At 33.5% G+C, this 13,636-nt stretch carries 15 protein-coding genes; 9 read left to right on the forward strand and 6 right to left on the reverse strand.

Annotated elements, in window-relative coordinates; all coding sequences use genetic code 11:
- Positions 1 to 75 precede the first annotated feature (75 nt).
- A complete protein-coding gene (locus NGI30_RS01705) occupies positions 76 to 837 on the reverse strand; it encodes a CHAP domain-containing protein (RefSeq protein ID WP_251517886.1) in 762 nt (253 codons plus the stop codon).
- Positions 838 to 1,312: 475 nt separating this feature from the next.
- Between NGI30_RS01705 and NGI30_RS01710 the strand changes: the two genes are divergently transcribed.
- The 4 genes from NGI30_RS01710 (at position 1,313) to NGI30_RS01725 (ending at position 4,748) form a co-directional block, all read left to right on the forward strand.
- Entirely contained in the window at positions 1,313 to 2,380 is a 1,068-nt protein-coding gene (locus tag NGI30_RS01710; protein ID WP_251517890.1) for an LLM class flavin-dependent oxidoreductase, read from the forward strand.
- Positions 2,381 to 2,740, forward strand: coding sequence for a hypothetical protein (locus NGI30_RS01715; RefSeq protein WP_251517893.1), 360 nt, complete (start codon positions 2,381 to 2,383; stop codon positions 2,738 to 2,740).
- Between the two features lie 419 nt (positions 2,741 to 3,159).
- Positions 3,160 to 3,516, forward strand: coding sequence for a transcriptional regulator, SarA/Rot family (locus NGI30_RS01720; RefSeq protein WP_251942552.1), 357 nt, complete (start codon positions 3,160 to 3,162; stop codon positions 3,514 to 3,516).
- 152 nt (positions 3,517 to 3,668) lie between these two features.
- The gene (locus NGI30_RS01725) at positions 3,669 to 4,748 is read left to right on the forward strand and encodes a PTS sugar transporter subunit IIC (RefSeq protein WP_251942554.1); all 1,080 of its coding nucleotides are present in this window, start codon (positions 3,669 to 3,671) and stop codon (positions 4,746 to 4,748) included.
- Between the two features lie 59 nt (positions 4,749 to 4,807).
- Here NGI30_RS01725 and NGI30_RS01730 read toward each other — a convergent pair whose 3' ends face one another.
- Genes NGI30_RS01730 through NGI30_RS01745 form a run of 4 tightly spaced genes read right to left on the reverse strand, consistent with a single transcriptional unit; the run spans position 4,808 to position 7,800 of the window.
- A complete protein-coding gene (locus NGI30_RS01730) occupies positions 4,808 to 5,503 on the reverse strand; it encodes an amino acid ABC transporter permease (protein WP_251942556.1) in 696 nt (231 codons plus the stop codon).
- 13 nt (positions 5,504 to 5,516) lie between these two features.
- Positions 5,517 to 6,203 (reverse strand): amino acid ABC transporter permease, encoded by a 687-nt coding sequence (locus tag NGI30_RS01735; protein ID WP_251517913.1) that lies wholly within the window; start codon positions 6,201 to 6,203, stop codon positions 5,517 to 5,519.
- Positions 6,203 to 7,012 (reverse strand): amino acid ABC transporter substrate-binding protein, encoded by an 810-nt coding sequence (locus NGI30_RS01740; protein WP_251943907.1) that lies wholly within the window; start codon positions 7,010 to 7,012, stop codon positions 6,203 to 6,205. Before NGI30_RS01740 ends, NGI30_RS01735 begins: the two co-directional genes overlap by 1 nt.
- Before the next feature lie 41 nt (positions 7,013 to 7,053).
- Complete coding sequence (locus tag NGI30_RS01745) at positions 7,054 to 7,800, reverse strand: amino acid ABC transporter ATP-binding protein (RefSeq protein ID WP_251517916.1); 747 nt, start codon at positions 7,798 to 7,800, stop codon at positions 7,054 to 7,056.
- A 153-nt stretch (positions 7,801 to 7,953) separates the two neighbouring features.
- Here NGI30_RS01745 and NGI30_RS01750 point away from each other — a divergent pair, with 153 nt between their 5' ends.
- The 4 genes from NGI30_RS01750 to NGI30_RS01765 all read left to right on the forward strand — a co-directional run bounded on the left by NGI30_RS01750 (position 7,954) and on the right by NGI30_RS01765 (position 11,852).
- Positions 7,954 to 9,105, forward strand: coding sequence for an acyl-CoA dehydrogenase family protein (locus NGI30_RS01750; RefSeq protein ID WP_251517919.1), 1,152 nt, complete (start codon positions 7,954 to 7,956; stop codon positions 9,103 to 9,105).
- A gap of 257 nt (positions 9,106 to 9,362) precedes the next feature.
- Complete coding sequence (locus NGI30_RS01755; RefSeq protein ID WP_251517921.1) at positions 9,363 to 10,271, forward strand: ABC transporter substrate-binding protein; 909 nt, start codon at positions 9,363 to 9,365, stop codon at positions 10,269 to 10,271.
- 253 nt (positions 10,272 to 10,524) lie between these two features.
- Positions 10,525 to 11,073 (forward strand): biotin transporter BioY, encoded by a 549-nt coding sequence (locus tag NGI30_RS01760; RefSeq protein ID WP_251517924.1) that lies wholly within the window; start codon positions 10,525 to 10,527, stop codon positions 11,071 to 11,073.
- 29 nt (positions 11,074 to 11,102) lie between these two features.
- Positions 11,103 to 11,852 carry a GNAT family N-acetyltransferase gene (locus NGI30_RS01765; RefSeq protein ID WP_251517927.1) on the forward strand — a complete coding sequence of 250 codons (750 nt, stop codon included), beginning with the start codon at positions 11,103 to 11,105 and terminating at the stop codon, positions 11,850 to 11,852.
- Positions 11,853 to 11,924: 72 nt separating this feature from the next.
- On the opposite strand, the gene fdhD is transcribed toward NGI30_RS01765, so the two are convergent.
- Complete coding sequence (gene fdhD / locus NGI30_RS01770; protein WP_251942558.1) at positions 11,925 to 12,728, reverse strand: formate dehydrogenase accessory sulfurtransferase FdhD; 804 nt, start codon at positions 12,726 to 12,728, stop codon at positions 11,925 to 11,927.
- Positions 12,729 to 12,856: 128 nt separating this feature from the next.
- Between fdhD and modA the strand changes: the two genes are divergently transcribed.
- On the forward strand, positions 12,857 to 13,630 hold the full coding sequence (gene modA, locus NGI30_RS01775) for a molybdate ABC transporter substrate-binding protein (protein ID WP_251517931.1): 774 nt from the start codon (positions 12,857 to 12,859) through the stop codon (positions 13,628 to 13,630).
- The last annotated feature ends 6 nt before the right edge of the window (positions 13,631 to 13,636 follow it).

Consider the following 13,636-nt stretch of genomic DNA (forward strand, 5'->3'; position numbering starts at 1 on the left):
TGAGAGAATATATAAAAAGCCGATTCAAAAGCTTAAATCTTTTGAATCGGCTATCTTTATATTATTAATTAAAGATTAGTGAATGTAGTTGTAGCTTGAAGCTTGGCTTGCAGAGATTGTACGTGTAGTTACAACTCCAGGCCCTTGACCATAGTTCATTTCAGAAACAGTAACAGAACCGTCACTATTTACATTTTCAACGTAAGCAACATGTCCATATCCACCAGCACTTGTTTGTAAAATAGAACCTGATGAAGGCGTGTTATTTACTGTGTAACCAGCTGCTGATGCTGCGCTAGCCCAGTTATTAGCGTTACCCCAAGTTGAACCAATCTTTCCTCCTACTTTGTCATATACATAATAGGTACATTGACCAGCAGTGTATAGGTTAGTTGATGAACCTGAAGCACTTGAAAGTGATACTGATGAACTTGATGAACGAGTTGAATTTGTTGATTTAGATGAACTTGATGGTGCGTTAGTTGTACTTACTGAATAATTGTTATTTGAAACTTTGTGATTATTATAAGATCTGCTGTGATTATTATTAGCAGTATAAGATTCTTGTGAATAGTTATTTCTGTGTGATTGTGTAGCTTGTTGGTTATTGTAGCTATAACCTTGACTACCTTGGTTTAATGAATTTGGACTCCAGTTACCTTTCCATGAGTAGTGGTATTGTCCCTGTTGGTCAATTGTGTATGAATATTCATATGATGTTGGGTCGTTAGGGTTGTATCCACCATTGTTATTTTCTGCTGCATCTGCTTCGTGTTGTGCAAAACCAAAAGTAGCGACTCCGGCTGTAGCGATTGTAGCTGTAGCGATTTTTTTCATTGTTAAATATCCTCCTAAAATAGATAAAAATTTATTCCCAGTCTCAAATGACTAACTTTAATATTTTTCGTTGTTTTAACGACAAGCAATACTCTACCAAAAATTTTTATGTTTGTGTGGGATGTTATCATTTTGTAATTTAGTTCTAATAAATTATGTGTATATGTAACAAATAACAGTTAAATGTCACAATTTAAAAAGTGCATAATATCAATGTTTTGATAGTGTTTAGTTACTGGTAATTCTCAACAGTATTACGTTTTTGTAATATAACAGAATATTTCAAGTTCTAATGCATGAGTGTAATTTGTTATTGAAATGCATTTAATTATATCGTCCTCTGCTCAAAATAATTTCCTATTATAAGCAGACAATTTTTAGCTAAATTGAAGAGAAAATCTGAGTAGTTGACAAGGAATAAAAAAAGGATTACGATATTGGTATAAAAATTATACTGATTAAGGAGGAAAGTGTCATGAGAATAGAACTTGGTTTAACGTCTTTTGCGGATAACAGTGACATTTATACTGATGAAGGACGTTCTGACGCGATCACTGCAGGAGAACGAATTAGAAATATTATAGAAGAAATAGAAGTAGCAGACCGTAATGGTCTAGATGTTTATGGGTTAGGAGAACATCATCGACCTGATTATGCAGTATCAGATCCGGTATCAGTATTATCTGCTGCAGCTCGAACTACTAATAATATTAAATTAAGTAGTGCTGTTACTGTATTATCTTCAGATGATCCAGTTAGGGTGTATCAACGTTTTTCAACATTAAACGCAATTTCGAATGGACGAGCAGAAATCATTGTAGGTAGAGGCTCATTTATTGAATCATTCCCATTATTTGGTTACAATCTTAATGATTATGATGAGCTTTTCAATGAAAAAATTGATTTGTTAACGCACATCAATCATAATGAAGTTGTAAATTGGAAAGGGCATTTTAGACCTTCAATTGAAGGTTTAGGCGTTTATCCAAGATCAGAGTTTGGACCAATTCCAATCAGTATAGCAACTGGCGGTACTCCAGAATCTTCTTTAAAAGCTGGGGCTTTAGGATTACCAATAACTTATGCGATCATAGGGGGAGACCCAAAACGTTTCAAGGGACACGTTGACGTTTATAAAGCAAACGCTGAAGCGTACGGACATGACGTAGATAAATTACCAATTGGAGTACATTCATGGGGCTATATTGCTGAAACAGATGAACAAGCAAGAAGAGAGTTCTTCCCTTCAGTTAAAGCTAGTCATGATGTCTTAGCGCGTGAAAGAGGTTGGCCTCCATATAGTGAGAACAGTTTTGAAAGAGAGCTGGGACCTAATGGTGCTTTATATGTAGGTAGTCCTGAAACAGTTGCGCAAAAAATAATTGATACTGTTGAAACATTAGGGATTACACGATTTATGCTACACACTCCTGTTGGTTCAATGCCTCATGAAAAAACAATAAATACGATTGAACTCTTGGCAAAACGTGTAAAACCTATTGTAGATAAATATTTTGAGGATAAAGAGAAGGAGAGTATGTAAATGATTTTACGTTATTTAACAAATCTAAAGTTAGCTAAAGAATTATATGGAGCTTCAAAACCTAAATTAAAAGGTGACCAAGGCATGAAAGATACATTCGAAAATGTCTTCAATATGCCTTCAAATTCTGTACCTTTAGCAGGTGCATTAGAAGCATTAGCTGCACTGTTTTTCACATTCAGTTTTGCAAGTAAAAACTTATCTCGTTTAGGCTCAATATTTACATTTGGTGTATTAGGAATGGCAGCATTTAAACACTTTGAAGCAGGCCACGGTAAAGCAGGTGCGAAACATGCTTTAGATTTACTTGGTTTAGCTGCATTAAGTTTCCTAGACACTTTAGATTGTAAGAAAAAATAAATTTATACAGTAAAATAAGTCTGAGACATTTGTATTCAGATTAAGAGAAAACGATGGTTTCTATGGAGAGAAGTAGAAACCATCGTTTTTTATATTAAATATTTATTTACAAGGGTGCAGGCGTGTTTAATAATTAATCCCGAGTTATCAGATAAAAATTGCATAAAATAGAAAACGATTGTTACATGTATGGATATTAAAAATTAAAATTTTGAACAATTTAGTAATAAAACAAGTGTCTAAACATTAAAAATTGGAAAATAAAATTAAACATTAATAAATGAATGGTAATTATTCAGATTTTGCATAGTTCATTTTATTGAACTAATAGCATAAAGTGGTTTAGTATAAATGTATCTTATCGTTTTTATTTATTATTATTTATAAAAACAACAAGAAATAACACAAGGAGTGATTTTATGAAACGCAATAATTTTGAAACATTAAATGATTTAATCACAGTATTCCAGCAAGGGAAACAATTTTTTAAACTATCAAAAAACGAATATAAGTTGAATTACGAAGAAATTTTTATTTTAAACTACATTTATCAAACTGAAGATAATAACATTACAGCAAAAACAATAGCCGAGTATTCAGGTTTAAAGCCTTATTACCTAACAAAAGCATTACAAAAGCTAATTAAAATGGACTATTTAAGTAAAACAAGAAGTGACTTGGATGAACGTGCAGTCGTAGTAAACGTTAGTAATGAACAACGTAAGCGCATTGAACAAACAATTGAATCATTACAAATGCAACTGCAAAAAATGTAAATCTCTAATAAAAAGTATTAAAAGATTGATAAGTTTTTAAAAAAATGAAATATTCCATTTATATTTAATTTTAATACTTATTGAAATATGCTATACTTCTTTTTGTAGAATGAAAGCGCATACAAAATGTATAAAAAAAGAAGGGGTTTTTTATGAATTTAATCATAGGGGTTATTTTTTTAGGGTGTGTTTTATGTTTGTTTACGTTGTTTACGAATAAGGCACCTAATGGCGGAAAAGCAATGGGTGCATTAGCAAACGCTGCTATCGCATCATTTCTTGTTGAAGCATTTCACAAGTATGTCGGTGGAGATTTGTTTGGATTAACGTTCTTAGGTAAATTAGGAGAAGCAGCAGGTGGATTAGGTGGTGTAGCAGCTGCAGGACTTGTAGCGTTAGCGATGGGAGTATCTCCAGTATACGCATTTGTTATCGCAGTTGCATGTGGCAATATGGATTTACTACCTGGATTTGTTGCCGGATACATAATGAGTTTTGGTATGAAATGGATGGAAGAGAAGGTGCCAGATGGCTTAGATTTAATTGCAGCTATTATCGTTGTTGCTCCGTTGACACGTTTAATTGCAATGGGTACAACGCCACTCGTTGATGCGACGTTAGTACAAATCGGGAACATTATTAAAGAGTCAACAACGTCAAGTCCGATACTGATGGGTATAGTCTTAGGTGGTATTGTAACAGTCGTTGCAACAGCGCCATTAAGTTCAATGGCTTTAACTGCTTTATTAGGTCTGACAGGCACTCCGATGGCAATTGGTGCTTTAGCGGTTTTCGCATCATCATTCATGAACTACGTGTTCTTTAAACGTATGAAATTTGGTGATCGTAAGACAACAATTTCAGTAGCGATAGAACCATTGTCACAAGCTGATATTGTTACAGCAAATCCAATTCCGGTCTACGTCACGAACTTTGTTGGTGGGGCAATTTCTGGTGTAATTATCGCAATGTTTGGCCTTGTTAATGATGCCACAGGAACTGCGACACCGATAGCTGGCTTTATGGTCATGTTTGGTTTTAACCACCCAGGAACGGTATTACTTGTCGCTGGAATGTGTGCAGCCTCTAGTGCAATTTGTGGCTACGTTGGTTCACTTGCCTTTAAAAATTATCCAATCATGACGAAAGATGAATTACAACATGGTGCGATGCCTAAAAAAGTAAAAAGATATTATGCACTAAAAAGAAAATATGCTGAAAGCTTAGCTTAATATAAATAAAAACAAACTGTTGCTAATTTATATCAGTTCAACAGTTTGTTTTTTTATGTTTATGAAGTTGGTTGTAAATGTTTGGTCGTTTTATGTTCAAGTTTATTAAAGATAAATTCGAATATCGCCGCTAACAACCAGTAGAATATTGCTGCCACTGAATAGACAGCTACAAATCGGTAGCCTTCATTTGCAATCACGTGACTGATCGCCATGATTTCTGTAACTTGAATTGCAAAAGCGAGAGAAGTTCCTTTTAATAACATGATATATTGATTTTCAATATTTGGAAGTGCATAACCAAAGGCTTGAGGTAACACGATTCTTCTATATATGTTGAACTTGGATAACCCTACAGTTTGGGCAGCCTCGATTTGAGCATCATCCACAGATTGCAAACCACCTTTAATTGCTTCGCTTAAATATGCTACTGCATGGAAAGAAAAGACGATAAAGGCTATCACTAACGGTGGAAACAAATCAGGGTTAATTGACAAATGCAACTTACTATTCAACGTGAGAATCAGTGCAGGCAGACCATAATAAACTAAAAATAATTGTACAATTAATGGAGTGCTTCTGAAAAAAGAATTATAAATTACGATAAGTTGTGATAATACAGGAATACGTTTAACACGAATGATTGCAAATAGTGTACCTATCGCAAGCCCCACTACCATCGCTACGATTGAAATAGCTAAAGTTTTAGGCACACCTTTGATTACCTCGGTCACTGTATATAATAAAAATGACATTGCTATGCACCTCCTATACTTGATATGGTTTCTGAGCGCGTTTATTAATTAGTGTAAAGACACCTTGTATAATAAGTGCGATCATCCAATAAATAATTGAAATTACAATATAGACTTCTAGCATGCCTAAACCATAATTATTTCCGATAATCAATTTAACTTGACCCATCATATCAATAATACCAATTGTAAATGCAAGCGAAGTATCTTTGACGAGTTCAATAATTTGAGTCGTTAAGTTAGGTATACTATTGCGTAATGCTTGCGGAATAACGATATCTTTTAAAATTCTTGGATAAGATAAACCTACCGATAGTCCTGCTTCAATTTGACTATATTCGACAGATTGAAAACCAGCACGAATAATTTCTGATAAATAAGCACCTGTATGCAATGAAAAAGCTAGAATCACGAAAAATAATCTACTAAAATGATTAATATCTATATGAATGAGTAACAACACTTGAGGTAAAGCAAAATAGACTAAAAATAATTGTACTAACAGTGGTGTGCTTCGAATGAATGAAATGTATACACGTACGATAGGTGAAAGTATTTTTATTTTTTTAATACGGATCGTAGCTAATATAAATCCGATTATAATAGCAAAGATAAGTGAAATAATAATCATCAATAATGTTAGTGGTAATTGTTGTAAAACTTGTGCAAATAAGTCTGGCCAGTTTACTGAATTTGACATTATTCCACCTCCAATTTATCTTTATTTTTATTTATATCTTCTAGACTATCGAAGATGTTAATATCGAAATATTTTTTAGAAAGTTTTTGTAACTTCCCTTCGTCTTTTAACTCCTGAGTCGCTTTATCAATATCGTCATGTAATTTTTGTTGTTTTTTATTATAGACAATATGAAGCGGTTCTTTCTTAACGATGCCTCCAATTTTAACATCGGCGTTAATTTGTTCTTGTATTGCAGTATAAGTATTCCAATTTAAGAACATTGCATCACGGCGTTGTTGACTTACCATTTTTAAACTATCACCATTGGAAGGTTCTTGGATTGTATCTATATCAATTTTTGAATCATGAGATTTATTATATTGCGTTAAGATAGAATATAACCCACCACTTGGAGCCATTGGTGTTAACTTTTTATTTGGTAAATCGTTTAAGCTATGGATATTGTTTGTATCTTTATTAACGACTAATAACGGTAATGCGTAACTATATGGGACATCTTGATAAAGAAATTGTTTCTCACGTTCAGGAGTTTTGAAGAACCAGTTGATACCCATATCGAACTTACCGGAGCCGATACCAACTAAATTAGATTCTTCTTCGCCCACTTCATATTTAAAATCATATTGGGGCAATTTCTTCTCTAACATTTTCATATAATCCATATCTAAGCCGACAAATTCATTTTTCTTATTTGTATAAAGGTAGGGTGGATTGACTTCAGCAGATAATGCAACTTTAACTTCTTTTTTATGACCTTTACCAGATTGATCATCCTGAGAATTGCAGGCTGTTAAAGTGATAATCATTGTTAAAAATAATGCAATCATGAACCATTTTCTTATTGTCACTATAGTTCACGCTCCGTTCCTACTTTATTTAAGAAACGATGGATTCTATCTGAGTCTGTTTGTTCTAACACCTCATTAGGCGTGCCATGATGAATGATTTTGCCTTCGTCAATAAATAAAATTTGATCCGCAATTGCTTTTGCAAATTGTATTTCATGTGTAACGAGTACCATTGTCATACCTTCTTCAGCAATTGATTTAATTAGCTTAAGAATACTTTGTATCGATTCAGGGTCGAGTGCAGAAGTCGGTTCATCCAATAACAGCACCTCAGGATTGAGCGCTAAGGCACGTACGATACCAACACGTTGACTTTGCCCTCCTGATAGTTGTATTGGGTATTTATCTTTATGTGATGTTAAATGAACGCGATCCAAATAAGATAAAGCGATTTCTTCTGCTTCCTTTTTATTATGTCCTTGCCCATATATAAGGCCTTCAGTGATATTTTCGAGAATTGTTTTATTTTTAAATAGATTATAATTTTGGAAGACCATCGCTGATTTTTGGCGTAATTGGGTCACTTCTTTTTTACTATGTTTTGCAGTATCAAATATTTGATTACTAATTTGTATTGTTCCAGATTCTGGCATTGCAAGCCCATTTAAAGTTCTTAATAGAGTGGTTTTCCCTGATCCACTCGGTCCGATTATTGCAGTCACTGTCCCTTTTTCTTGTGAAAAGCTCACATCGTTTAGCGTTGTATTTGATTTATATTTGTGTATAAGGTTATTTACAGTAATCATTCTATTTGCCCCCATTTTCTAATATATAAAAAGTATCACAATATATCCTATCGGTAAAGTAGGGATTAAAGGAATTTAACTTTATTTCATAAAAGTTGAGTGTTAAACTAAGATTAAATAATTTTATATAAAGTTAACGATGAGGTGATTGTTTTGAAATATTCCGCGTTAATACATTCGGATATTCAAAAGAAATGGATAGAAAAATTCGATTCGATTAAAGATCAGTTTAAAGAAAAAGCGGAATACAATGATGTTCATTCACGTTTCCCTTATGAAAATATTGAATGGTTAGTGAAAGAAGGGTACACATTACTTACTCTACCTAAAGCATATGGTGGTGAAGGTGCTACAGTCGAAGATATGGTTATCCTTCAAACCTATTTAGGTGCGATTGACGGTGCCACTGCTTTATCAATTGGGTGGCATCTTAGCGTCGTTGGACAATTGTATGAGCAACAAATGTGGGAACAAGACATGCTAGATCAATTTGCTAAGGAAATTAAAGAAGGCGCATTAGTTAATAGAGCTATTAGCGAGGCAGACACTGGAAGTCCTACACGTGGTGGTAGACCTGCAACGTATGCTGTAGAACAAGACGGTGAAATCGTTGTAGATGGTGTGAAGACATTTACTTCTATGAGTAAAGGACTCACACATTTTGTCGTAAGTGCTTATGATCAAGCTTTAGAAAAAGTGGGCTATTATCTCATAACAAAAGATATGCCAGGTGTTGAAATTGCAGATAACTGGAATATGATTGGTATGCGTGCGACTGAAAGTCATGATTTAGTACTTAATAACGTACGAATTCCGAAAGAAAACTTTGTTGAAATCCGTGGCGAAGGTGGAAAAAAACCAAATGGTTGGATTCTTCATATTCCTAGCGTTTATTTAGGTATAGCACAAGCTGCTAGAGACTATGCTATAGATTTCGCAAAATCATATAGCCCAAATAGTATTGATGGAACAATTGGTGAAATAACAACAGTTCAACAAAATATAGGTAAGATGGAATCTTTATTGTTATCAGCAAGACATTTCTTGTGGAGTACAGCTGCGATGTATAATCATACTTCTGAACCGCAACAATTGTGGAATGAAACATCTGCAAGTAAAGTTCTAGTAATGAATCAAGGATTAGAAGTTATCGATTTAGCAATGCGTATCGTTGGTGCTAAGAGCCTTGAAATGGAACGACCTTTACAACGTTACTACCGTGATATGCGTGCGGGCATTCATAATCCACCGATGGAAGATATGGCGTACACGAATATTGCTAAGTCAGTTCAAGGATTGTTTTAAAATAATAGAGAGAAACTTATCATTTTGACAATTTACTATGTTTTACAAAAATATATAGAACAAATAAACCCTTACCTAAAAACAAAGGTAAGGGATTTTATTTTAAAATAATATCTATTTGAATCACTCATTAATATGTTCGCTTTCTATTGTTACTAATGAAATATCTATCAATTTTCAAATTTCTTATTGTCAATTTTCAAATTTATCTATATAATCTTTATTAACTGATAATCATTTTCAATGGAGGAGACATAATGAGAAAATTATTAATTCCGTTAATTGCTTTAGTATTAGTTTTAGCAGCATGCGGTAATAAATCGGATAGCGGCTCAAAAGATAGCAAGGCAGAAACTAAGTCATATAAATTAGATAACGGGAAATCTGTAGATGTGCCTAAGCACCCTAAACGTATTGCAGTGGTAGCACCAAGTTATGCAGGTGGTATTAAATACCTAGGTGGTAACATTGTAGCTGTTAACAAACAAGTCGATAACAGTAAAATACTTAAAAATAAATTTAAAGGTGTAGAAAAAATAGGTGACAACGATGTAGAGAAGGTAGCGAAAAAGAAACCTGATTTAATCGTCGTACTTTCTACAGATAAAAATATTAAGAAGTATAAAAAGATTGCCCCAACTGTACCTTATGATTATGCTAAACATAAATATTTAGACCAACAAGAAGAATTAGGTAAATTATTAGGAAAAGAAGACAAAGTTAAAAAATGGAAATCTGAATGGGAATCTAAAACTAAAAAAGATGGTCAAGCAATCAAAGATAAAATTGGGTCTGACGCTACAGTTTCCATCTTTGATGAGTTCGATAAAAAGCTTTACACATACGGCTCTAACTGGGGTCGAGGAGGCGAAGTTTTATATCAAGCATTCGGTTTGAAAATGCCATCTAAATTAGAAAAAGCTGTGAAAAAAGATGGTTGGAAAGAAATAAAACAAGAACAAATTGCAGATTATGCTGGTGACTATATCGTTTCTACAAGTGAGGGTAAAGCTAAACCTTCATATGAAAAAACAGACTTATGGAATAACATTCCTGCTGTTAAGAAAGATCATGTAGTCAAAGTTCAAGCAGAAACATATTGGTATAATGATCCATATACATTAGAACATATGAGAACTGACTTGAAGAAAAAGTTGTTGAAATAAAATTATAAAATAGATTATCAGTGTAATTATGTTATTAATATAAATGGGAACATAGAGCCTAAGACAGTTGTGTTGTCTTAGGTTCTTTTTTGAGATGAGCCCCCTAAGGGCACAGGTGCACGAAAATTTAATAATTTATACTAGAAGTATGTTATTTTATGAAAAAGAAAAGTTTTTCCCATCAAATGTAAACTTTTTGTTTTTATATGTTTACATTGGTGGTATAATCATGAAATTGAGGAGGTTTATAAATATGACAACAAAAAATTTGATTTTTACAGCACTTATGACAGCGATTATAGCGGTCTTAGGTTTCGTCCCATCGATACCGTTGCCATTTATGCCTGTACCTATTGTAGTACAGAATATTGGTATCTTTTTAGCTGGGATATTACTCGGACGTAAATATGGTACGCTCAGTGTAATTGTATTCCTATTACTCGTAGCTGCTGGTCTACCGTTATTATCAGGTGGTCGCGGAAGTATCGGTTCTTTTGCAGGCCCATCAGCTGGATTTTTATTTTTATATCCTGTCGTTGCGTATCTCATTGGTTTAGTGAGAGATTTATATTATAATAAAATAAATTTAATTATATTACTTGGTGCAACGTTAGTCATTGGAGTATTAATGTTAGATATCGTTGGTACGATTATTATGGGAATGATTACCAACTTACCATTTACTAAATCAATCACATTTTCACTAGCATTTATACCAGGAGACGTTGTTAAAGCGATTATAGCAAGTGTTGTAGGAAATATTTTATTAAATCACACACGTTTCCAACAATTACTTAAATAATCGTAACTATTTAAAAAGGTGATGCCAATATGATAAGTATGAAAGATATTTATCAGCAAGGACAAATATATTCTAAAAATGAAAGTGAAACAATATACTTAACACCAGATGAACCAGACGTTTTTGATGCTAATAAATGGGTTTATCATCAAATGCCTTCATTAACTAAATGGAAGCACGATTTGGAATACCAATTAACATTACATTTGTCTCAACATTCGAATCATCTGGCATTTACCTTTCCTGAAAATGAATCACTTAATCATGATTGGATTGACACAATTAAAGGACATGGCTTTGAAATAGGTCTCATGGAACTTTACGCGATTAAAGCTAATCATTTAAAACTGAAACATAATTCAAATGTACATATAGAATATGTAACTTCTAACAATTTAGACGATTATATAGATGTATTTCGCCAATTTTCATTGCCTTTTGGCGAAACATTTACTGAAAATAATGTTACTCGAATTTATACAGACTTTGATAAAGATGCAAAATCACGAATTGTCGCATATAAAGATGGTACCCCTGTAGGGATATTGGATATGATTAGCTCCCATCAATTTATTGAAATTGATGGGTTTGGGGTACTTGAGCCTTACCAGCGTCAAGGTATAGGTAGTGCGATGCAAAGCTTTGTAGCTCAAGTTGATCGTAATAAGACAATTATCCTTATTGCAGATGGACAAGATAGTGCGCGCAATATGTATATAAAGCAGGGGTATAGATTCGTGAGTCGTTGCTATCAAATCGTTAATGAAGAAATGGTTTAATTATGTAACTCTCTATTTTTGAAATGCCTACTATAATAATTTAATTAATAAGCGGGAATTAGAAATCTATATTTAGATTTCGTTCCCGCTTTCTTTTATGCGTTCTGGATGACTATATATATTAAAGTGACCGTCTCTTATAAAACCAATTGCCGTAATGTTCAAATCGTGTGCGAGTTCGACCGCTAACGTTGTTGGTGCTGACTTGGAAAGAATCATGCCGACCCCAATTTTTGAAGCTTTTAATAATATTTCAGAAGAAATACGTCCACTAAATATTAAAATTTTATCTCTCACAGGAATATGATTTTGAATACAATATCCATACAATTTGTCTAAAGCATTATGACGGCCGATATCTTGTCTGTGTTCAAAAAATGCATCAGCATCTGAAATAGCCGCGTTATGCAAGCCACCTGTTTGTTTGAATATCCTACTCGCTTTCTGTAGTTGTTCCATCATATTGATGACTTGTTGCGGTTGAATTGCCATTTTGGTCATAGAAGTTTTAGCGATAGCTGCATCATTATGAAAGTAAAATGCACGACTTTTTCCGCAACATGAAGCAATCATACGTTTGGTAGAATATTCAAAACGTTCCCCAAGAGGGTGTGTGAGTTTTACGTGTGCGAACCCTTTACTATCGTCTATTTGTATAGATTGTAAATCGTCTCTTTTTAAAATTGCGCCTTCAGAAGCTAAAAAACCTAACACAAGTTCTTCTAAATGGTTTGGGCTACAAATAACTGTAGCAAATTCCTCGCCGTTGACATTAATCGTTAATGGAAATTCGGTTACATAGTGGTCTGTCGTTTCTTTAAGTTCACCGTTTTCGTATCTAATGATAGGTTTGTTTTTCTGTACGTCTTCATTCATTTTATAACCCCATTTCATCTTCAATTCTATTTTATCGCATTCCTCATATTAAACAAAGATGAGGAGGTTGCTTGCACTTTTGTTTTTAAACAGTGAGTCATATAATAGAGAAGAAGGAGTTAATGTTTATGAAAAAAAGATTATTAACAGCTTTTATAACTTTAGGGTTAATTTCTTCAACGGTAGCAGGTTGTGAAATGCCCCGAAAGAACGAGTCTCAAACATCAAATGACGATAAACACACATTACATATAGCAGCAGCTGCAAGCTTAACTGATGTGACTAAAGCATTAGAAAAAGCTTTCGAGAAGCAACATAAAGGCGTCAACATAGAATTTAACTACGGTGGTTCAGGTTCACTTAGACAACAAATTAAAAATGGCGCTCCCGTAGATGTATTTATGTCAGCGAACACGAAAGATATAGATGCTCTCAAAGGTAAAGCCAATAATAAATTTATATACGCTCAAAATAAACTTGTTTTAATTGGTCAAAAGGATACGAGATATAAATCTGTGAAGTCTTTAAAACAAGAAGATAAATTAGCTATTGGTGAACCTAAGTCAGTCCCTGCAGGTAAGTATGCACAGCAATATTTAACAAACCATCATTTATACAAACAAGTTCAACCGAAATTAGTGTTCGCTAAAGACGTTAGACAAGTGTTAAATTATGTTGAAAAAGGTAACGCACAGCTTGGATATGTTTATCAAACAGATTATTATCAAAGTAAGCGCAACAATTCAAACCAAGTTAAAGTCATTGATCATTTATCATTAAAACAGCCTATTAAATATGAAGGCGCAACGGTATCGGATAAAAAAATGGGCAAACAGTGGATGCAATTCTTAAAGTCTAAGCAAGCTAAAAAGATTTTGAAAAAATATCACTTTGAGGTATAGGGGGTA

The organism is Staphylococcus sp. Marseille-Q5304 (genome assembly GCF_943737015.1).
Classification (GTDB): Bacteria; Bacillota; Bacilli; order Staphylococcales; family Staphylococcaceae; genus Staphylococcus; species Staphylococcus hsinchuensis.